Origin of the sequence: Mammaliicoccus sp. P-M58 (assembly GCF_022386165.1) — a bacterium.
GTDB classification, from domain to species: domain Bacteria; phylum Bacillota; class Bacilli; order Staphylococcales; family Staphylococcaceae; genus Mammaliicoccus; species Mammaliicoccus sciuri.
This window is the reverse complement of sequence record NZ_JAJNJI010000010.1, coordinates 1-20,869: the sequence shown is the minus strand read 5'-3', so window position 1 is coordinate 20,869 and position 20,869 is coordinate 1. Positions and strand designations below refer to the sequence as shown.

The 20,869-nt window shown below is 32.1% G+C and carries 22 protein-coding genes; 8 read left to right on the top strand and 14 right to left on the bottom strand.

Annotated features, from left to right (window positions below; genetic code table 11):
- Nucleotides 1-127: 127 nt before the first annotated feature.
- Nucleotides 128-562, bottom strand: a complete 435-nt coding sequence (locus LQ694_RS11170; protein ID WP_075577700.1) for a DUF3995 domain-containing protein — start codon at nt 560-562, stop codon at nt 128-130.
- A gap of 43 nt (nt 563-605) precedes the next feature.
- The gene (locus tag LQ694_RS11165; protein WP_058592475.1) at nt 606-1,421 is read right to left on the bottom strand and encodes a metallophosphoesterase; all 816 of its coding nucleotides are present in this window, start codon (nt 1,419-1,421) and stop codon (nt 606-608) included.
- A gap of 110 nt (nt 1,422-1,531) precedes the next feature.
- Between LQ694_RS11165 and LQ694_RS11160 the strand changes: the two genes are divergently transcribed.
- The 3 genes from LQ694_RS11160 to LQ694_RS11150 all read left to right on the top strand — a co-directional run bounded on the left by LQ694_RS11160 (nt 1,532) and on the right by LQ694_RS11150 (nt 4,343).
- On the top strand, nt 1,532-2,317 hold the full coding sequence (locus LQ694_RS11160; RefSeq protein WP_196968023.1) for an arylamine N-acetyltransferase family protein: 786 nt from the start codon (nt 1,532-1,534) through the stop codon (nt 2,315-2,317).
- A 10-nt stretch (nt 2,318-2,327) separates the two neighbouring features.
- Nucleotides 2,328-2,765 carry a MarR family winged helix-turn-helix transcriptional regulator gene (locus LQ694_RS11155; protein WP_196968022.1) on the top strand — a complete coding sequence of 146 codons (438 nt, stop codon included), beginning with the start codon at nt 2,328-2,330 and terminating at the stop codon, nt 2,763-2,765.
- A 177-nt stretch (nt 2,766-2,942) separates the two neighbouring features.
- Nucleotides 2,943-4,343, top strand: a complete 1,401-nt coding sequence (locus LQ694_RS11150; RefSeq protein WP_204190484.1) for a DHA2 family efflux MFS transporter permease subunit — start codon at nt 2,943-2,945, stop codon at nt 4,341-4,343.
- Nucleotides 4,344-4,392: 49 nt separating this feature from the next.
- Here LQ694_RS11150 and LQ694_RS11145 read toward each other — a convergent pair whose 3' ends face one another.
- From LQ694_RS11145 to LQ694_RS11115, 7 genes are all read right to left on the bottom strand, one after another.
- A complete protein-coding gene (locus tag LQ694_RS11145; protein ID WP_058611409.1) occupies nt 4,393-5,811 on the bottom strand; it encodes an MFS transporter in 1,419 nt (472 codons plus the stop codon).
- A gap of 236 nt (nt 5,812-6,047) precedes the next feature.
- Nucleotides 6,048-6,398: a PTS glucitol/sorbitol transporter subunit IIA gene (locus LQ694_RS11140; protein WP_096791060.1), complete on the bottom strand. Its 351-nt coding sequence runs from the start codon at nt 6,396-6,398 to the stop codon at nt 6,048-6,050.
- 18 nt (nt 6,399-6,416) lie between these two features.
- Nucleotides 6,417-7,427, bottom strand: coding sequence for a PTS glucitol/sorbitol transporter subunit IIB (gene srlE, locus LQ694_RS11135; protein WP_096791059.1), 1,011 nt, complete (start codon nt 7,425-7,427; stop codon nt 6,417-6,419).
- A gap of 11 nt (nt 7,428-7,438) precedes the next feature.
- Nucleotides 7,439-7,990: a PTS glucitol/sorbitol transporter subunit IIC gene (gene srlA / locus LQ694_RS11130; RefSeq protein WP_025905738.1), complete on the bottom strand. Its 552-nt coding sequence runs from the start codon at nt 7,988-7,990 to the stop codon at nt 7,439-7,441.
- The gene (locus tag LQ694_RS11125) at nt 7,978-8,448 is read right to left on the bottom strand and encodes a transcriptional regulator GutM (RefSeq protein WP_058611413.1); all 471 of its coding nucleotides are present in this window, start codon (nt 8,446-8,448) and stop codon (nt 7,978-7,980) included. Before LQ694_RS11125 ends, srlA begins: the two co-directional genes overlap by 13 nt.
- A 2-nt stretch (nt 8,449-8,450) precedes the next feature.
- A complete protein-coding gene (locus tag LQ694_RS11120) occupies nt 8,451-10,334 on the bottom strand; it encodes a BglG family transcription antiterminator (protein ID WP_239772056.1) in 1,884 nt (627 codons plus the stop codon).
- A gap of 27 nt (nt 10,335-10,361) precedes the next feature.
- The gene (locus LQ694_RS11115; RefSeq protein WP_196968021.1) at nt 10,362-11,159 is read right to left on the bottom strand and encodes an SDR family oxidoreductase; all 798 of its coding nucleotides are present in this window, start codon (nt 11,157-11,159) and stop codon (nt 10,362-10,364) included.
- Nucleotides 11,160-11,356: 197 nt separating this feature from the next.
- Between LQ694_RS11115 and merA the strand changes: the two genes are divergently transcribed.
- Nucleotides 11,357-12,679, top strand: a complete 1,323-nt coding sequence (gene merA, locus LQ694_RS11110) for a hypothiocyanous acid reductase MerA (protein WP_196968020.1) — start codon at nt 11,357-11,359, stop codon at nt 12,677-12,679.
- 84 nt (nt 12,680-12,763) lie between these two features.
- The gene (locus LQ694_RS11105; protein ID WP_048541725.1) at nt 12,764-13,330 is read left to right on the top strand and encodes an ATP-dependent Clp protease proteolytic subunit; all 567 of its coding nucleotides are present in this window, start codon (nt 12,764-12,766) and stop codon (nt 13,328-13,330) included.
- Nucleotides 13,331-13,376: 46 nt separating this feature from the next.
- Here the strand turns inward: LQ694_RS11105 and LQ694_RS11100 are convergent, their stop codons facing one another.
- Nucleotides 13,377-13,991: a TetR/AcrR family transcriptional regulator gene (locus LQ694_RS11100; protein WP_179926700.1), complete on the bottom strand. Its 615-nt coding sequence runs from the start codon at nt 13,989-13,991 to the stop codon at nt 13,377-13,379.
- A 158-nt stretch (nt 13,992-14,149) separates the two neighbouring features.
- Between LQ694_RS11100 and LQ694_RS11095 the strand changes: the two genes are divergently transcribed.
- On the top strand, nt 14,150-15,445 hold the full coding sequence (locus LQ694_RS11095; RefSeq protein ID WP_239772054.1) for a YhgE/Pip domain-containing protein: 1,296 nt from the start codon (nt 14,150-14,152) through the stop codon (nt 15,443-15,445).
- Nucleotides 15,446-15,480: 35 nt separating this feature from the next.
- On the opposite strand, the gene mhqD is transcribed toward LQ694_RS11095, so the two are convergent.
- The 4 genes from mhqD to LQ694_RS11075 form a co-directional block, all read right to left on the bottom strand.
- Nucleotides 15,481-16,071 (bottom strand): methylhydroquinone degradation carboxylesterase MhqD, encoded by a 591-nt coding sequence (gene mhqD / locus LQ694_RS11090; RefSeq protein WP_070372961.1) that lies wholly within the window; start codon nt 16,069-16,071, stop codon nt 15,481-15,483.
- Between the two features lie 20 nt (nt 16,072-16,091).
- Nucleotides 16,092-16,697, bottom strand: coding sequence for a flavin reductase family protein (locus LQ694_RS11085; protein WP_048541717.1), 606 nt, complete (start codon nt 16,695-16,697; stop codon nt 16,092-16,094).
- A 20-nt stretch (nt 16,698-16,717) separates the two neighbouring features.
- On the bottom strand, nt 16,718-17,680 hold the full coding sequence (mhqE, locus tag LQ694_RS11080) for a ring-cleaving dioxygenase MhqE (protein ID WP_239772051.1): 963 nt from the start codon (nt 17,678-17,680) through the stop codon (nt 16,718-16,720).
- Nucleotides 17,681-17,752: 72 nt separating this feature from the next.
- A complete protein-coding gene (locus LQ694_RS11075; RefSeq protein WP_058611422.1) occupies nt 17,753-18,184 on the bottom strand; it encodes a MarR family winged helix-turn-helix transcriptional regulator in 432 nt (143 codons plus the stop codon).
- Nucleotides 18,185-18,401: 217 nt separating this feature from the next.
- Here LQ694_RS11075 and LQ694_RS11070 point away from each other — a divergent pair, with 217 nt between their 5' ends.
- Entirely contained in the window at nt 18,402-19,307 is a 906-nt protein-coding gene (locus tag LQ694_RS11070; protein ID WP_204190431.1) for a PLP-dependent cysteine synthase family protein, read from the top strand.
- Nucleotides 19,300-20,442, top strand: coding sequence for an aminotransferase class I/II-fold pyridoxal phosphate-dependent enzyme (locus tag LQ694_RS11065; RefSeq protein WP_070372958.1), 1,143 nt, complete (start codon nt 19,300-19,302; stop codon nt 20,440-20,442). The genes LQ694_RS11070 and LQ694_RS11065 overlap by 8 nt, the downstream gene beginning before the upstream one ends.
- Nucleotides 20,443-20,869 lie beyond the last annotated feature (427 nt).

Genomic DNA, 20,869 nt, shown 5'->3' with positions numbered 1-20,869 from the left:
TAATTGTAAACGTTTACACTTCAATATCTGTCCTTAACTATGGACAATTTATTATTCACTAATAATTTATTGAGTATTCAATCGCATCAAAAAAAACGCCACTGGCTCCTGCCAGTGGCGTTTTCCTTTATCTATTCTGTTTCACTTTCATAACATATCCAAACAATCCGATTCCCCACAATAAAAATAATGGATCCCACACGAATGCTTGTCCGAAGGTTGTAAAATAGTTATGGTTCTCGATTACTTCACACATCTTTAATATGCCAATTATCATGTTTAATCCGCCATATATCATGAGAAAAATACTTCCAATTAAAGATATGATATATATTTTCTTATCAAAATGATTTGTTAATGTTAATGGCACGATGGTCGCTAAAAATTTAAATACCCCTATTATCAACAGCGCGATGTTAATCCATATGCCAAACTGTGCACTTAATGTAAAGACCCATGATCCAACTGTTATGAGACCCGCTTCTCCACCAAGTCCCCAATACAATGAAAATAGCGCATGCACACTACCTGCTATGATAAATAATGATATATACTTTTTCATTTAATCACCTATTATAATCATAAATTTTCTTCGATATATGTTTTTATATTTCGATAACTTGTATTGTATTTTTAATTTCAGTTGCTAAATCAGTCGTTCGCCACTCTCTTTGATATCCGAGACATGGACATATATATTGAATACCACTTTCTTCTATTATATTACGGAAATGCACATGCCCCATAATGCTGTATTTGATCGGATAAGCTTCATAAAATTTATCAAAGTCTGATGTACCTATAAATGCGTTAAAATAATCAAAAATTCTATGTGGCATTGGGACTGCAAATTTTCGATTGGTCACAATATGCGTCATTAATATAATATTTTTATCTTTTACCTGTTCTAAATCATTTTTTACGGATTCTGCAGCTAATCGAGACATTTCTAAGTCTGATTTTCCCCAATCGATATGTTCTTTATCTAACCATGTAGAGCCGTAATATTTTCTCCGTTCTAGCCTTTCCATACTAAATTTATTTTGATCTGCAAAGCTATAATCATACCAACCACTATGCCCGACAATCGCCCAATCTTCATTCACAATGTATGGACTTGCTATGATACTTTCAGGTTGTGCTTTATAATATTCAAAAATTTCATATGAACTTTTTTCTTCTTGATCTTTTTTCCAATAATCATGATTGCCAGGTATAAACAGCACTTCAACTTTAGAATGACGCTTAACATTTTGAACAAACTGCATCGTCTGTAAATAATGATTTGAAACATCGCCCGCTATTAATAAAAGGTCTAAATTCAAATGTGTAATTTCATGCGCTAAAATATACTCAAAATCTTGAGGATAATAATCTTTACTTCTATCTATATGCAAATCTGAAATGGTACCAATTCTCATATGCATGACCTAGCTTTCTTTAAAATAACGTTGTATATCAATTTTATATTAACATATTCTATCCATGTATCCTTTATAATAGAATTATGTTTTAAATAGGAGGTTATTAGTTGAATATTTTACAATTTGAAGACTACTTAAAAATAGATACAGCATCTTTTAATCAAGTAGATTTGCGCACTTTGAACCACTATATCGAAAGATTTATGTACACTGTACCTTTTGAAAATATTAGCGTTCAAAATAAAGAACCGATATCAGTAAATGTTGATGATTTATTTAACAAAATTGTTCATCGCCACCGTGGTGGATTTTGTTATGAATTAAATACGATTTTTCAATATTATTTAAAAGAGAAAGGATTTAAGGTTGATCGTGTATCAGGAACAATTCATACACCAGATGACAATTGGAGTAGAGACGGTTCACATATGTCGACAATCGTACATTTAGATCAACCTTATATTGCAGACGTAGGATTTGGTGATTTACCAACAAAAGCTATTCCAATCTCTGATCCAGATAATATTCAAGTCATTCATGATGTTAATGGTCATTATCGTGCTATTTTAGACGAAGATAATGTCATTCACCTTCAAAAGCAGTTAGATGACCAATCATGGCGCACATCTTATTTAACAAATGAAATATGTAGACCGTGGGACTTCTTTATAGAACATTTGGATTACAATGTACATCATCCTGATTCAATATTCGTACAGAAACTTATTATTACAATGGCTAAAGAATGTGGTAGAGTAAGCATGTCTTATGATCATTTAACCATTACGTCTAAAAATCATAAACAAAAAGAAAGTTTCAAACGTGATCAATATAAAACCATATTAGAAAAATATTTCGGAATAGTTGAGTCAATTCATACTTTAGAAAGTTGAGGTTTTAAGTGTGATATCAAATAGTGAATTACAAGAACTAGATTTATTTGATTTAATGAGTGAACGCCACGGACTTGTACGTTCAAAAATAGAAAATATGTGGAACGAAACACATGACATGCATATTTCAGGATCTGAATGGTACATTATGGCTAAAATTTATAAACATAAAAGAACGATGGCATATATTAACAAGCACGTTAATATCTCTAGACAAGCTGTTCATAAATTTGTAAAACAATTAAACGACAAAGGCCTTGTCGATATACAAGATGTTGAAGGCAACAAGAAAGAAAAGTCCATACAATTAACTGCTCTCGGAGAATCTTGTTATCTTGAAAGTAAACAACATAAAGCGTTGTTAGAACAGCAAATTATAGAATCAATTGGTGAGGAAAACGTTCATAAATTAATAGAAATTATGAAAATGGATTGGAAAATAGAATAACTTTTCGTAAACCTAGTTGACAATATAACGAAATTTCTGCTAAAGTAAATGAGTTATTATTTTAATAATAATACTATTAATTCAAACTATGCTTTTGCTAGTTGCATACGCTCTCAGCAAAATATTAATACACATTAATAGTGTATTCACTAGTAGAAGGAGATTAAATAATTTATGATCAAAGCAGAAGTAGAAGTTAAAAGTCCAAAAGCAATGGCTTTAATATTAATGTTAGGTGCATTTATAGGCTTATTTGGAGAAACAGCATTAAACATGGGTTTAACAAATGTTATGGAAGATTATCATATAAGTGCAACATTAGCTCAATGGTTAACAACTGGTTATCTATTAGTCCTTGCTATACTCGTACCAATTTCCGCCTATTTAACACGTTGGTTTACAACACGTCAGCTTGTTTTAGGTGGATTTATTATTTCATTGATTGGTACTTTGTTTGCAGCCTATTCACCTATCTTTGCCATATTGATGATTGGGCGACTCATTCAAGCTATTGGAACAGGTATTATCCTCCCTGTTATGATGACCGTTATGCTCACAATATTCCCAATCAATAAACGTGGTATCGTAATGGGTATAATGGGGTTAGTTATTACGCTAGCACCAGCTATCGGACCAACGCTTTCTGGGATTATTATTTCAACATTAAGTTGGCATTTTATTTTTTGGTTTAGCGCATTATTTTATATCATTTTATCCATTTTCGCATACACTAAAATTAATAATGTCTCAGAAATTACGAAACCAAAAATCGACTTTATCTCTATCATTTTATCTACCCTTGGATTTGCAGGATTAATTTACGCATTAAGTACGATGGCAGAAGTTTCAATCAGTTCTCCTGTCATATGGTTACCACTTATCGTTGCGGTAATAGCGTTAATACTTTTCTGTATGAGACAATTAAATATGAAAGAACCTATGTTAAATCTATCGGTCTTTAAACATCCAATGTTTACGTTAGGTGTCATAATGATTTTCTTATTAATGTTGGTTATATTATCAACAGCTATTTTATTACCTATTTATTTAAAAGGCAGCCTACTTTTATCAGCTGCACTTGCTGGTTTAGTTCTATTACCAGGAAATGCAACAAACTTTGTATTATCTCCAATTATCGGAACAATGTTTGATAAATACGGCGCAAGATATTTTGGTATATCTGGATTTTTATTAATATTAATTTCGAGTATTGGATTTACAATCGTACTCTCATCATCAACACCTGTCTGGGTAATCATTTGCTTATTCATTGTCCTATTTCTAGGTGTAACGATGGTTATGATGCCCGCTCAAACGAATGGTCTTAACCAACTACCGCCAAACTTGTACGCAGATGGTTCAGCCGCTATGAATACATTAATGCAAGTTGCAGGTTCTGCTGGTACCGCACTAGCTATAACACTGTATACTATCGGACAACAACAAGTAACAGGTAGCTCAAGTGATTTAAATGGAAGAGAAATAATCGCACATGCTGTACAATTTGTATTTTATTTTATAAGTACAGTTGCAGCATTAGGACTCATAACATCATTATTTGTTAAAAGCAAACATTAAAAAAAGCCGCAGACGTCATAAACGTCTTCGGCTTTCTACATATATTATATTAATCTGTTTTTATTTTACCTTTTTGTAATTCTTGTTCTGTCCACCATAATGCATCTTCAGGATTCTTAACAACATGTTCGAAATCTTTTTTAGAAGATACTGTTGGATAAGATCCTTTTAATGCTTTACCTGATGTTGTTTCAAACAAGAATAATATCGTTACAAATCCTATAACACTTACAGCTGTTAAATAATAAGCTGGTGCTAATGGATTTTGTGTGACATGCACTAACCATGTTGAAACTAATGGCGTTGTACCACCAAATATTGAAACAGATACATTAAATGTAACTGCTAATGTACGGTAACGAACATCTGTATAGAAAATACTTGGTAATAAACTTGGCATTGCACCTTCATATGTTGATAAGAAGAAGCCAAGAATAAAGATACCTAATGAAATAAACATTAATTGGTTAAGTCCTATGAAATAGAATCCTAACATTGAAAATGCTGTTAAACCAAATGTACCGAATAACACAACTTTTTTGTTACCGATTTTGTCACTTAAACGACCAAATATAAATGCTAATGGCACCATAATAACCATAACACTTGTAATAAGGATGGTACTAACTGTTGTTGAAATACCAATTACTTCGTCCAAGTATGACGGCATATATGAAAGTAACATGTAGTTTGTAATATTAAAGAACGCAACTGCTATAAAGCAAACGATAATATCTTTTTTGTGATTTTGAATAATTGAAATGAATGGTTCTGGTTTTTCATCATTATCAGAAATATCATTTTCAAAAATTGGTGTTTCATCTAAATGTCTTCTTAAATAAAGTCCAACTAAACCAAGTGGTGCACCTAGGATAAATGGAATTCTCCAACCCCATGCTTGCATTTGTGCATCTGATAAACCAATAAATAATCCACTTGCTAATAACGAAGCTAAAATATAGCCACCTAAAGTACCAATTTCTAATCCACTACCTAAAGCACTTCTTCTATTGTCTGGAGAAGATTCTGCAATATATACCATTGCACCCGCATATTCCCCACCAGTTGAGAACCCTTGAATAATTCTCGCTATTAGTAATAAGACTGGTGCCCAAATACCTATTTGATCATAAGTAGGCAATAATCCAATTAATAACGTTGAAGCTGCCATCAATACGATAGTAGTTGTAAGCACAGTTTTTCGGCCAAGTTTATCGCCGATTTTACCAAATATAATACCACCAAGTGGTCTCATTAAGAACGCAATTGCAAATGTAGCAAAAGTAAATACTAATTTCAGTTCATCATTTTCAACTGATGTAAAGAAATTCTTACTAATGATAATTGCTAAATAAGAATAAAGACCAAAGTCAAACCATTCCATAGCATTACCAATACCTGTAGCATAAACACTTTTTTTAGTTTGTTTCATATCTACAACATTTATTTTATTCTTGTTGAATTTCATGTTTTTATAAACACCCTTTCAATATAGTTATGTATACTACCATATTGAAAAATAAGCACAACTGTAATTTTACACTTTGTTGAGCGTTCACTTTTGTGAAAAGCACCACAAACACATAAGCTTAGTAGCCTTATAAGTGGTCGACCAATTTTGTAATATTACTCATATTTCTTAGATAATTTTATAAAAAAACAGAAAAAAACTTATTTCAAAGCTTTTTTTCTGTTCAAGTTATTTTAAATGATTTCAATCTTTGAACCGACTTGAAGTGAAACAAGTGGTTTGTCTTCTAAATATAATGATCCAGATTGTTCTGCATTTGTACTTCCATCAAATTTTAAAGTAATATGCCCTAAATCATTTAAATTTTTATTTACTGCAGAACCGACTTTTGTAATTCCATATTCTGTTCCATCAATAACTAATTTGTTTGATTCAGTAATCTCATTTTCAACTCGATTAATATCAATAATGTAACAAAAATCTACTAATTCATCTGGTGCGTTATCACCGAATAATATAATCATCTTTTCTGCTTCAAATGCATTAGCATCTTTTCCTATTTTTTTAATCTCTGTTTGATACATATCATTTACTCTCCTTAATTATTTATATAAACCAAAGCTTGCTAACCAGGCGACGAACACCCTAGGTACACCGTTTAAGAACCTTGAATATAGAACAGATGGTACACCAACTTCAATCGTTTTAGTTTCTGCTTCTGCTAAACCTAAACCAACCGGAATAAAGTCTGCAGCATTTTGTGTATTTATTGCAAATAATGCTGGTAATGCTAAATGAGGAGGGATGTTACCTTTACCAATTTCAACACCAATAAGTGTTCCTAATACTTGGCCAATAACGCCACCAGGTCCTAATAATGGACTTAAGAATGGTAATGAACATATCAGTCCAATAGCTAATAATCCCCAAATATTACCTGCTAATGGTGACATGAATTTAGCAAATAAATCTCCAATTCCTGATCCTTGAATAATACCAATTAGCAAAGCAACAAATCCCATAAATGGAATAATTGTATGTAACATCGTTTCTACTGCATCGCGTGCAGCTTGGTAGAAAGTATTGATTACTTTACCTGCACCTAAGCCAATTTTAGTTAAAAGTGATTTATTCTCTTGCTCTGCTCTTGTTTCCATAATTTTTTTATTCTTAGAATAAGTCGTTTTTTCTTCTGAAGTATCTGCAGAATTGTTAGAGTCAGTATGATTACCAGTAGAATTATTTTCTCCAGCTACTGTCACTTGATCAACATCCACGTTAGAAACATAAATTTCTTCAGTAATATATTGTCTTAATGGACCACTTTTACCAGTTGCCATTATATTTACTGTAGGGATACCTTTTTGAGGATATATACCACATCTCAAAGTTCCACCACAATCAATTACAGCAACCATAATCTCATCTTCAGGTACTGATGTTTCAAAACCATTAACTGGTGTTCCTCCAGTTATTTCACAAATTTTATCAACGATATCTGGTTTATGACCACCAGTAACATACATAACTTTATCTTTTTTACCTTCAATACCTATTTCTAATGGTCCGCCAAATCCACCTGAACCTTTTACAATTTTAGCTTTTTGACTCATTTTATGTCACCTCACCCTTCAAGTTTAACTTCAGTACTTAATTTAACTTTTTGTTGTTTCTCAACATAACTTGTTGTAAAGTCTGTTACCCATCCACCAATAAAGTTCATAACAAGACCAACTAGTAAATATCTAACTGCTAAATCTGTCATTGGTAATCCCAACTGTTGAATACCATTTGCAATCCCCATAAAAATAAATAACTCTGCTGGGTTTATATGTGGGAAAATACCATTACTTGTATGTGCAAATTGTGCAGCTGAAGCAAAATAACTTGGTTTATATTTTTCAGGCATAAATCTACCGAGCGAATGTACCATTGGATTTGCTAACATAAACGATCCTAGGAATGGTAATACTAAATATCTTAATAATGGGTTTTTGGATGATTTTTGAGCAATAATATTAATGCGGTGCTCCCCGATTAATTGAATTAAAGTATTCATTGCAATTAATAACATCAGAACGAGTGGTACAATTGTTGTCATCCAGTCTATAAATGTATCTGCACCTGTTTGAAATAACTTAATAAATCCTTCAGCTAACTTAACTATGAAGTCCATGTTGATTTACTCCCTTCTTTTTTGAACATTCCATTTATTTTTTTAACTGCCTTCATCATTGGAGATGGAATCTTCTCAATTTCTCCTCCTGATTGAATGACGTTAAACGTATGTTGTGCGTCCAATATTGCTTTAATTAACAACTTGTTATATTTTTTCAAGTCTGTATCTCTTAATTTATTGATTTTATAACCATCTAAACCTTTTAATTTTTTAAATTTAGAAAATACGGTTACCCCTTGCATATATCTCGCTTCTTCTATTTCATTTCGATTATTTATTTGTAGTAAAACGAGTGTCCCAGCTTTTAAAATTGCTGGTCTTCTACCTATTGCTACACGCCCTTTTTCACGCATATTTGTATAATGCTTTGTAAAATTTTTAATTTGAAGTAGTCCTAATAAATACTGAATTACAAATCCAACAGCTAACATGATAATCAATATAATAAAAAACATAACTAACCTCCGATTTCTTTATTTAGTATATGTGCAAGCGATATATAATCCGTATCACGATTGATTTTTTCAATGATATAACTGTTAGCTGTAATTGCTAATATTTCTTCATATAACCGAATTAGTACCGCTTCATTACCTTCGTTTTCTGGTGTTGCTACCATTACAATAATTTTTACATTTTCATAATCTAATAGAGGTTCATCTAATATACAAAACTTCACCCATATATCATTTAGACTGTGGCTAGTATGAGGGAAGCCTAATAAACCAGTTATAGTAGATTTATTATCTTCTCTTTCTAGGATTCTATTCGAAAAGCTAGAATCTACTTTCTCTTCATCAATCATTTCAAGTGATAAATAGCGAATGACATCTTTGTAGTTCATTCTTTTACTAATATGATAAACATCAGACTCGTTTATAAAATCAACTAAAATACTATTATTAAATAATTGGCGATTATTAACATCTTTATATATTAGAAACTGCTCTATCTTAAGTTTCAAAGCTTGCTCATCTAAAATATTATCTACATAAATAATTTTATTGAATAATCTATTACTTTTTATTGTTGAAACTACTAAATCAAATTGATCTATATCATTCAATTGAATTTGATTTTCATTTATTACTTTCACTTGAATATCTTTACCAAAGATTCTTTCTAATTGCACTGTGACCAATTTTCCACTACTTAATCCCTGGTCTGTTATAAACGCAATCGTCTTTATTTCTTTTAACTTTTGTTCTAATTGCTGCAAGTAAACACTAAAATAAATTGATAAAAATCCAAGTTCATTTAAAGGAACTTCTATATCTAATTCTTTTTCAATATTTTCTGCAAGTACCTTTGATAATTCATAAGCAAATGGATATCTCTTTTTAACCTCATCTATTAAATCATTATGAATATTAATTTCGAATATGAGCCTATTAATGAGATATTTGATATGGAGTTTTATATCATTACTGAACAGTTGCTCATCTATTTTTATAGTGTAGTAAAAGTTAATGTCTTTAATAGTATTTTCAATAATACTATTAAGTATTGTCTGATCTTGTTCATTTATCATTTCATCAATAATTGAAGCTCTCCTACCTATAATTTGAAAAACGATTAGTAGTATTTCTAAATTTGGAAATACAACTTCATAATGCTTCTCAATATAACCCTTTATATCACTAACAACTTTGAAGTCTTCCGAATCATAAACTCTCTCGTCTATTTGAACATTTTGTTGAATATTAAATCCTTCGTCTAACCTAGTTAATATGACCTGTGTAGAAAGTCTTAATCTTCTATAACTAGTAGCGTCTAAGTTAAACTTCTCTTGAATATTTTTTAATATTTCATTTATACGTTCTGGTAAAATAGTACTTTTGTATTGATTTGGAAAACATTCAATCAATACTTTCCTTATTTCAATTTCAGTACCTTCGATTCTGAGTCCTACATTTTGAGTACCTTTAATTTCAACTTTGTAATTTTTTAATATATTTTTTATTTCTATCAAAGTATTATTAACGATACTTTTACTCAAATACAGCTCTTCAGCAATATCATCGATTGTGCAAATACCATTATTCAATAAATAATTAAAAACACTTTCCTCTCTAGCTTCTACTTCATGAATGCTTTTATTTATATTATTTTTTAGTTTTTGTAAAATATTAAAGAATACTGATTCATCTAATACAATCATCGATATTTCATGGTGATCTTTAATAATACTAATTGAGCCACCAAAATGTGTAAGTAATTGATTAATATAGTTAGATAAAGTTCTTTGTGATACAGAAAGTTGGTGGGCAAGTTTATCAGTTGATATATGTTCTTTCTGCAATACTTCTATTACTAATAAATGTTTTTTATTCAACAACATAACTTCCCCACCTTTCTATCTCTTAATTTAACCTCTTGATTTACCACCAGAAATGTTAATTGTTGTTCCCGTAATATAGCTCGATTTATCTGAGCTTAAATAACAAACTAAATCAGCTACTTCTTTTAATTCTCCAACTCTTCTTAATGGTATAGATTTTGAATAATCACCATTAAGCTTATCGACAGTTGTATTTCTACTATAAGCTAATGCTTCCTCATATTGTTTAGTTCGTAATCCAGTTTCTTCTAATATTCCTGGAGCAATTGCTACAACTTTAATATTATATTTACCTAATTCTTTAGCCCAACTTCTCGTAAATCCTATTAATGCGGCTTTTGTAGCAGAATATATACTTTGACCTTCTGATCCTTCTTGACCAGCTTCACTTGCTATATTAACAATAATACCTTTGTTATTTTTTACGAATTGTCTACCTACTTCTTGGCTAAATAATATAGGTCCTTTTAAATTCACACCAAACATTAAATCTAAATCTTTCATATTTATTTCGTATTCTGGTTTTTCACCTTTAACATCCACTAATAATCTAGGTAAGTTTATGCCTGCATTATTAACGAGTACATCAATTTGAGATTGCTCTTCCAAAATTTGACTAACTGTACTTTGAACCGCTTCTTCATCTGTAACATCCGTTTGAATAAAATAATAATTTTCATTATCAATTGGATTATCTTTTAAATCTACATTATATACAATTGCACCATTTTCTAATAGAGAATTCACAATCTGTCTACCGATTCCAGATGTTCCACCTGTAACAATTATGACTTTACGTTCTATCTCTAACCAATTATTAGACATATCTTTTGCCTCCTAAGTAATTTGTAAATTCATTATAGTATTAAACGCTTTCACAATTAATTTGGAATTTTATGCATAAATTTGAAAACGCTAAAATAATAGAATTTTTGTTATCTCATATTGAAGCATCTTACACAGATTTACATTCCTAAAAGCGTTATACTAAATATAAATCATCACAAATGGAGGTTTTGTAAATGAAACGATTTGATATGTTGATTATTGGTTTTGGTAAGGCTGGTAAGACGCTTGCTAAAGATTTTGCAGGGCAAGGTCAGAAGGTCGCGGTTATTGAGCAGGATTCAAATATGTATGGTGGTACGTGTATCAATGTTGGTTGTATTCCGACTAAGACATTACTCCATGAAAGTCTGGAACATCATTCATTTTCCGAAGCAATGGATCGTAAGAAAGATGTTGTTGCCGCTTTAAATAAGAAGAATTTCAACAACCTTAATTCTGATGACAATATCGAAGTGTACACTTATAAAGCACATTTTAAAGATAACCATACGGTGGTACTTTTAAATGAATCTAATGAAACAGTTGAAACGATTCATGCGGATAAGATTGTCATTAATACGGGTACGCGTTCAAATATTCCTGAAATAGATGGTATTGAGACTACTGAAAATATTTATGATTCTAAAGGGATTATGGCTTTAGATCACTTACCTGAAACGCTTGTTATTGTTGGTGCTGGTTATATTGCATTAGAATTCGCGACAATCTTTTCAAAATTAGGCAGTAAAATTAAAATCGTACATCCTCGTAAGCATGTATTAGTAACTGAAGATAAAGACATTGCTTCTCTTATTTATGACGAAATCATTAGTCATGATATTGAATTTATTGATGAAGCTGAAGTAACTGCCTTTTCTACTAAAGATAATCGTCCTGTTGTGCATACTTCTCAAGGTGATATAACAGGTGATGAGGTATTACTTGCGACTGGTCGTGTGCCTAATACTGATTTAGCTTTAGAAAATACAAATATCGAACTTGGAGATAAAGGTGAAATTAAAGTTAATGAACATCTACAAACTTCTGTAGACCATATTTATGCTGTCGGAGATGTTAAAGGTGGTCCTCAATTTACTTACATTTCATTAGACGATTACCGTATTGTTAAAGACCATTTAGTTGGCAAACAGCACCGCACAACAGAAAATAGAGGATATGTGCCTTACACAGTATTTCTAGATCCTCCACTTTCAAGAATTGGCTACACTGCAAGTAAAGCTAAGAAAAATGGTCACAATATTTTAGAAGGTCAAGTTGAAGTGAAGAATATCCCTCGTCATAAAATCAATCATGATGACAGAGGTTTATTTAAAGTTGTTGTAGATGCTGATAGTAAACTCATTTTAGGTGCAAGTCTTTATGGTAAAGAATCTGAAGAATTGATTAACATTCTGAAACTTGCAATGGATCAACAAATTCCATATACCGTTTTAAGAGACAACATTTATACGCACCCTACAATGGCTGAATCATTTAACGATTTATTTAATATTTAAATTTAGTCAAAATAGGTCAAATTATTTGAAATCAAAATCTTACTCGGTCACAATAGTAGTATCAATCATTATAGGAGTGATTTCATGTCTGAAGAAAAACATAACGAAAAAGATATACTTACAGAAAAGTTATTAGAAACACGTACGGTTATTATTACCGGGGAAATCAATGATAAAGTCGCAAAAGAAGTCGGCAATCAGCTACTACTATTAGAAGCAATGAGTGATGAACCTATTAATCTATTTATTTCAAGTCAAGGCGGTCATGTAGATTCAGGTTATTACATTCATGATATGATTAATTTCGTTAAACCAGAAGTTAATATTATTGGCTCTGGTTGGGTAGTAAGTGCAGGTGTTATTATTTATTTAGCTGGTAAAAAAGAAAATCGCTACAGTTTACCTAATACAAGATTCATGATTCATCAGCCTTCTGGCGGTGTACAAGGTCAATCTGTTGAAATGGAAATCACAGCTAAAGAAATTATTCGTACAAGACATAAAATTAATGAATTAATCGCAAGAGAAACTGGCCAAGATATTGAAAAAGTAGAAAAAGACACTGGCCGTGACTACTGGTTAAGCACACAAGAAGCAAAAGACTATGGATTTATTAATAAAATTATTAAATCTCGCGATGAAATAAAATAAAGAAATATGAAAGGCAGGGGCTACGATAGCCCCTGCCTTTTCTATATTACTTAATATTCTCATCTACCATACGTTTCATAATAGACAATGGTCCAGTTGATGCGATTGTTGAGACATAATTTACGAGTTCTTCTACAGATACACGATTTTCATCTGATACCCAATATTTGATCATCGACATCATTGAACCAACTACATAACTTAAGTAGTAATTTTCTGGAATGCCAAATACATTATCCTTATTACCTATTAAATGCTTAATATTACTTCTCACTATATCTGCTAGTTGTTCTTCGATTTGACTTTTACGTTCTAAGTTCAGAATCACTTGATAAAATTCCATATTTTGCTCAATATGTGTAATGACATTTTTAATGACTTTATTCGCAAAGTCTTCAATAAAACGATCACTCGTCTTAGTGGATAAATCCATCTTTCTAATATCTACAAACCCTTTAATTTCTTCAATTTGTTCATTTTCCATTTCATCTAACAATGCATATTTATCTTCATAATTTAAATAAAAGGTTCCTCTATTAACATCTGCTAAATCTGAAATTTGTTGTATCGTAATACGATCAAGGTTATTTTCTGTTAACAAATGAATAAATGCTTGTTTGATTGCTCTTTTACTTTTTCTTACGCGTCGATCTTCTGCCATTTTTAACTATTCTCCTTATTTTAATGAACAATTTTCATGTATTTGTTGATTAATAAACGTATCGTAAGCAATTGACGATTGTAACTATCTTAAATTCTATTATAATAAACAATGTTATTAATAATCAACACAATGTTCATTAATAAGGAGGAAAAAATATGAATATTTTCAAAAAGAAACTTTTTTGGATGACACCTATTCTAGTAATCGTCATACTTTTATTATTAGCGATTGCTTTTATTCCAGCATATAATCCAGAACCTAAATCAGTACCAATTGCGATTGTGAACCAAGATAAAGGTACAACAATGCAAAACAAAGATGTCAATATCGGGAAAACTTTTGCGGATAAAATAAAAGATAATAAAGATTTATCAGATAAAGTTGAATGGGTAGATGTAGATAAAAAGAAAGATTTAAAACAAGGCTTCAAAGACAACAAATATTATGGCGCGTTAATTTTAGATGAAAATCTTTCGAAAGATTCAATGAGTAAAGTTCAAAAGACTGTTCAAGACGCAAAAATTAAAGAAATGCAGTCACAAATGAAAGAAAAAATCGAAAGTGGACAAATTCCACCTGAACAAGCTAAAAAAATGCAAGAACAAAACAAAGTTGAACCTGTTAAAGTGAAGCAAGGACAAGTTGAGATTATCGTTAACGAAGGTGCAAGCATGCAAGGTGCACAACTCGCGAATACAATGTTAACGACTATCGGAGATCAACTGAATACACAAATTTCTAAACAAGGTATCCAAACTTTAGATAAAATGGATGTCGACGTTTCAGCTTCAGATATTCAAGGTATCACAAATCCAATTAAAGTGGATAAAACAAACATGAACGCTGTTAAATCACATCAAGCTAACGGAAACTTACCACTCTTAATGTTTACACCAGTATGGTTAGCATCATTAGTTGGCTCAGTTGTTCTATTCTTCTCATTCAGAACAAGTAATAATATCACAATTAAAGACCGAATTATCGCTTCAATTGGCCAATTAGGCGGCGCTATTGTTACAGCATTAATCGGTGGATTTGGATATATTTACTTTATGACGCACGTATTAGATGTAACAATTAACGAACCAACTAAAATCGGTTTATACATTTCAATCGCAATCCTAGCTTTCATCAGTCTAATCTTAGGATTTATGACATGGTTAGGTGTGAAAGCTATTCCATTATTTATGGTATTGTTATTCTTTAGTTTGCAACTCATTATGTTACCAACACAAATGTTGCCACAATTTTATCAAGACTATATGATTGGATGGAATCCATTTAGACATTATGCAGAAACATTAAGAGGCCTATTGTATTTACACCACGATATCGAACTTAATAGCACAATGTGGATGTTTATAGGCTTTATCATATTTGGCGGTGTATCAGCTATATCAGCAGCTATTATTAGAAAACATAGCGAAAAAAGAACAGAAGTACCATCATAAAAAAGGAGACCAGCTCGGGCGAGCTGGTCTTCTTTTTATAATATTTCTTTAGCTTTAAGTACCGCTTCTTCCGTAATTTCATGACTGTTAACCCATGCCTCTGTCACTGTTGCGTTACGTTCTTTAAATATTTCTATTACGCGCTCGCTTTGTGCGTTTGTAACGATTGGATCTCTTGCACCCATTGATAAAAAGACATTAAAATGAGATAAATCTTTATGGTTATTTTCTAAATCTAATGGATAAAGTGGTGCAAAAAGCAATGCTTTTTGGAATGGTGTTTGTTCTCTTAATATGAGATTAATCGCCATATTAGAACCATTAGAGAATCCTACTGGAATAACATCTTCTAATTTAAACCCATATTCTTTAGATGATTCTTCTATAAATTGAAACAGTTCTTGTCCTCTATACTCTAAATCTTCTAAATCATACTGCCCTTCTCCGAGTCTTTTGAAGTATCTAGCCATACCATTTTCAGATACTTCACCTTTAACACTCAAAATACTATAAGTCGGAGCAAGCATTTCTGCTAATGGTAATAAATCTCTTTCATCTCCACCTGTTCCGTGAAGTAATAGAAATACTGGTTTACCTTGTGCACCTTGTTTAAATATATGTTTCATATTTACTATCTCCCATCATATTATGGTCTTTCGATTGTGAATGTGTGTCCAATTTCTGCATAATCATTCCCTGCAAGTCTGCTTACCGCATTGAGCTCTTCTTTATTAATATAGCCATCATTATAGATACGCTCGTCAAAATGATAATACTTTACTTCTAACAGTAATAAATCTGAAATAGGTTGTCCGTCTTTTTCAATAACAATATCATCATATAGAACCGCTTCAAATCGAACTTTACTTTGCTTCAAGCCTTTCACAGATACTTCAACTGAATCTACTGTTTCAAAATTCGTACGTTCTAGTTCACTCTCTTCATGACTGAGTAGAGCTGCAGTTTGATTCGCATCACGCACATTATCAGTATCTACAATATGCACGACCGCTTCTTTATTCTGAACGATATTTCGTGCAGTATCTTTCATTTCACCATTCACTCTTTGTACTGCAACGGAAAGAATCGGTGGGTCTGAAGATACAACATTGAAAAAGCTAAACGGCGCTATATTCAATACGTTATCATCTGATTCTGTCGTTACTAATGCAATTGGTCTAGGAATAATAGATCCTATTAACAATTTATAATTTTCTTTCTGCGATAAGACTTCTGGTCGTATCTCCTTCATCTTAACCACACCTTTTCTTATTAATGTTTTCTACTTGTATCAAAAGCTTTAATTTCAGATTCAATGTAGTCACGTTTTGCTTCTAAGAATGGTGGTAATGCAAGACTTTCACCTAATGTTTCATAAGGTTCATCTCCCATAAATCCTGGTCCATCAGTTGATACCTCAATAAGAATATGACCGATTCTTGCATATAGCGCTTCAAAATAATATCTATCGACATTACCTGAGTTACCAATACGAAGTTCGTTATATTTTGCTTCCCATGCTTTAATCGCTTCATGGTCTTTTAATCTGAATGATACGTGATGTACTTCACCGTAACCTTGTCTTGCTTCAGGACTTTGGTCGTCTTTTCTCAAAATAACTTGTCCACCGTTACCGCCTTCTCCAACTTCTAACAATGTCACGTTATCTTCCTCAATAATTGGTTTCATACCGTAAACTTGTTTCAATACAGATTTAAAGTCTTCGTAATAGCTCACTGTAATTTCAATTGGTCCCAATCCATAAATTGCTTTATCTTCAGGTACTGGACCATTTTTCCAAGGAATACCTGGTTTAACACCTTCATTTAATTCATCTGAAATTAATTGATATCTTTGACCATCTTCTTCTTCAAAAGGTAATACCTTTTTACCGAATAAATCTTGAATACCGTCATGTTTAACGCCAAATTCTTCAAAGCGATTTAAATAATATTCAAGCGCTGCATCGTTTGGCACTCTGAATGCTGCACGGCTAATTGAATTTGTACCACGACTACCTTTCGGGTTATTTGGAAAATCAAAGAATGTCATGTCTGTACCTGGAGACCCTTGATCATCTGCGAAAAATGTATGGTACGTATATATATCATCTTGGTTTACTGTTTTCTTAACTAAACGCATACCTAGTACTTGTGTGAAAAATTCATAGTTTCTTACTGCATCATTTGTCATTGCAGTTACGTGATGGATACCGATAAGTTCTGGTTTACTCATAATAGTTTCCTTCTTTCTTTATTTTTATTTCGAATTCGAAATAATAAGTTGTAAAAAAATTTGCGCTATCCCCTACTCAGTAGAATTTGCGCTTATTTTTTTAAGTGCTCTACGAAAAATCGCAAGCTCTTCGTCATCTAATATCGAAAATGCTTTTTCAATTGTTTCGGCATGTTGTGGAAAAATACGTTCCATCAATTCATGGCCACTTTCAGTCAGAACAGCATATGTAATACGTTTATCTTGCTCATCTTGTCGACGTGTTACATATCCTTTCTTAACAAGTTGATCGATGACGTAAGTTGTACTACTGCTTGCAATTAAGATGCGTTGTTTTACTTTTTGAATAGGTTGATCACCTTTATGATATAAAAGTTCCATTACAGCAAATTCAGTAATATTTAAACCGTAGTTCTTCATATCTTGTTTAACAATACGATCTAACGTATCATTTGTACGTTTTATACCTACTAGCGCTTTTAATGATTCTTTCGTTCTATCCATGTTCATCACCTATTCAAATATTATTTCGATTTCGAGATAATTGTAACGCTCTTCCAAATAAATGTCAACAGTTTTGAGTATAAAAAATATACTAACTTTGTTTTTATTATATTTTCAATATTCTAACAAATTTAATTTAGTTGATTTTTAATAATGTTTAACCTATAATTCTTATTGAAAAACTAAGGTATTTATTAATTTATATTGGGGTAATGGGATGAAAGCATTCGATTTAATCGGGAATACACCACTTGTCTTATTGGAACATTACAGTACAGACAACGTGAAAATATTTGCGAAATTAGAAAGTTATAACTTAGGTGGCAGCATTAAAGATCGACTCGGCAAGCATCTAATAGAACATGCACTAGCTGAAGGTAATATTCGTTCTGGAGATACGATAGTTGAAGCCACTGCCGGTAACACAGGTATAGGACTTGCTATCGTAGCGAACCATTACAATATGAACTGCGTTATCTTTGCACCTGAAGGCTTTTCTGAAGAAAAAATGAATATCATGAAAGCTTTAGGTGCTGAAGTAAGAAGAACACCACGTTCTGAAGGTATGTTAGGTGCGCGTCAACAAGCACAGACCTACTCTGAAGAATACAGCGGTTATTACATCAATCAATTTGAAAATGAAGAGAATCCACAAGCATATGTTCATACTTTAGCGACAGAAATTCTTGAACAATGTCCAGACATCACACATTTGATTGCTGGCGCTGGTTCTGGCGGAACTTTTACAGGAATAGCTTCAGTCATGAAAGAACATCAAGTACGTAATATCATTGTAGAACCTGAAGGAAGCATTCTTGCTGGTGGCGAAACGCATGCTCACGATACTGAAGGTATTGGCGTTGAAAAGTGGCCACCATTTCTAAAGCGAGATTTAATCGATGATATTAAAGTTATTTCCGATCAAGATGCATTTACAAATGTATCAGGTCTTGCATTAAATGAGGGTATTCTTGCTGGTAGTTCATCAGGCGCAGCATTACAAGCAGCAATTGACCTTTCAAAACAAATCGAACAAGGGCATATTGTCGTCATTTTCCCTGATGGCAGTGATAGATATATGTCTAAAAATATATTTAATTATGGAGGAAAAGATTATGAATAAAAAGACATTACTCATCCATGGTGGTAAAACAACAGATGCATATACAGGTGCGGTAACTACACCGATTTATCAAACAAGCACTTATGAACAAGACGGAATCGGAAATTTAAGACAAGGTTATGAATATTCAAGAACAGCTAACCCTACTCGTACTGCATTAGAAACATTAATCGCGGATTTAGAACACGGTACAAATGGTTATGCTTTCGGTTCTGGTATGGCAGCAATCTCAGCAGTCATCATGTTATTAGACAAAGGTGACCATATTTTAATTAATTCAGATGTATACGGTGGTACTTATCGTGCATTAACAAAAGTATTCTCTCGCTTCGGTATTAATTTTGATTTTATCAATACAACGGATGTAAGCAATATCGAATCTTCTATTAAAGATACTACTAAAATGTTATTTATTGAAACACCATCAAATCCGTTACTTCAAGTAACAGATATTAAAGTAGCAAGTGACATCGCTAAAAAACATGACATGTTAACTGTTGTAGATAATACATTTATGACACCTTATTACCAAAATCCACTAGACTTAGGTGCTGATATTGTTCTTCACTCAGCTACTAAATACTTAGGTGGACATAGTGATGTTGTTTCAGGCTTAGTTGTAACAGCTAACGAAAGCCTTGGAGAAAGAATTGGTTTCATCCAAAATTCAACTGGTGGTATTTTAGGACCTCAAGATAGTTATTTATTAACACGTGGTATCAAAACATTAGGTTTAAGAGTAGAACAAATTAATAGAAACGTTAAAGAAGTCGTAGCATTATTAAACAAACATGAAAATGTTGTTAAAACAATTCACCCACTAAACGAAGACCATGTGAATCGAGACATTCACTTCGAACAAGCCTCAGGATACCCAGGTATCATTTCATTTGAAGTCGCTGATGTAGAAAAAGCAAAAGAAGTGATTAAACATACAAAATTATTCACATTAGCAGAAAGTTTAGGCGCAGTAGAAAGTTTAATTTCAGTACCAAGTCTTATGACACATGCATCAATACCAGCAGAAATTCGTCATAAAGAAGGTATAGCAGACGGCATGATCCGTTTATCTATCGGTATAGAAGATACAGAAGACTTAGTAGAAGACTTAAACCAAGCATTAAATCAAATATAATAAAAAGAAAGGCTGAGACAGCGGAAATTGACCGCTATCTCAGCCTTTTTTTCATATTTGAGATCTGCTGGAAGCATGTATTTGGTGTGGTATGGCGGTATCTGTGGAGCGAATGTTGCTAGATTGGGTAGTGTTGCAATATTTGGGCGAGCTATGTTGCTTGTTTGGGCTGTCTTGCAACATACGGATGCTCTATGTTGCTTGTTTGGGTAGTCTTGCAATATATGGGCGAGCTATGTTGCTTGTTTGGTCAGTCTTGATAAATACAGCACTTCTATTTATCTTGTTTGGTCAATCTTGATAAATACAATGCTTCTATTTATCTTGTTTAGTCAGTCTTGATAAATACAATGCTTCTATTTATCTTGTTTAGTCAGTCTTGATAAATACAATGCTTCTATTTATCTTGTTTAGTCAGTCTTGATAA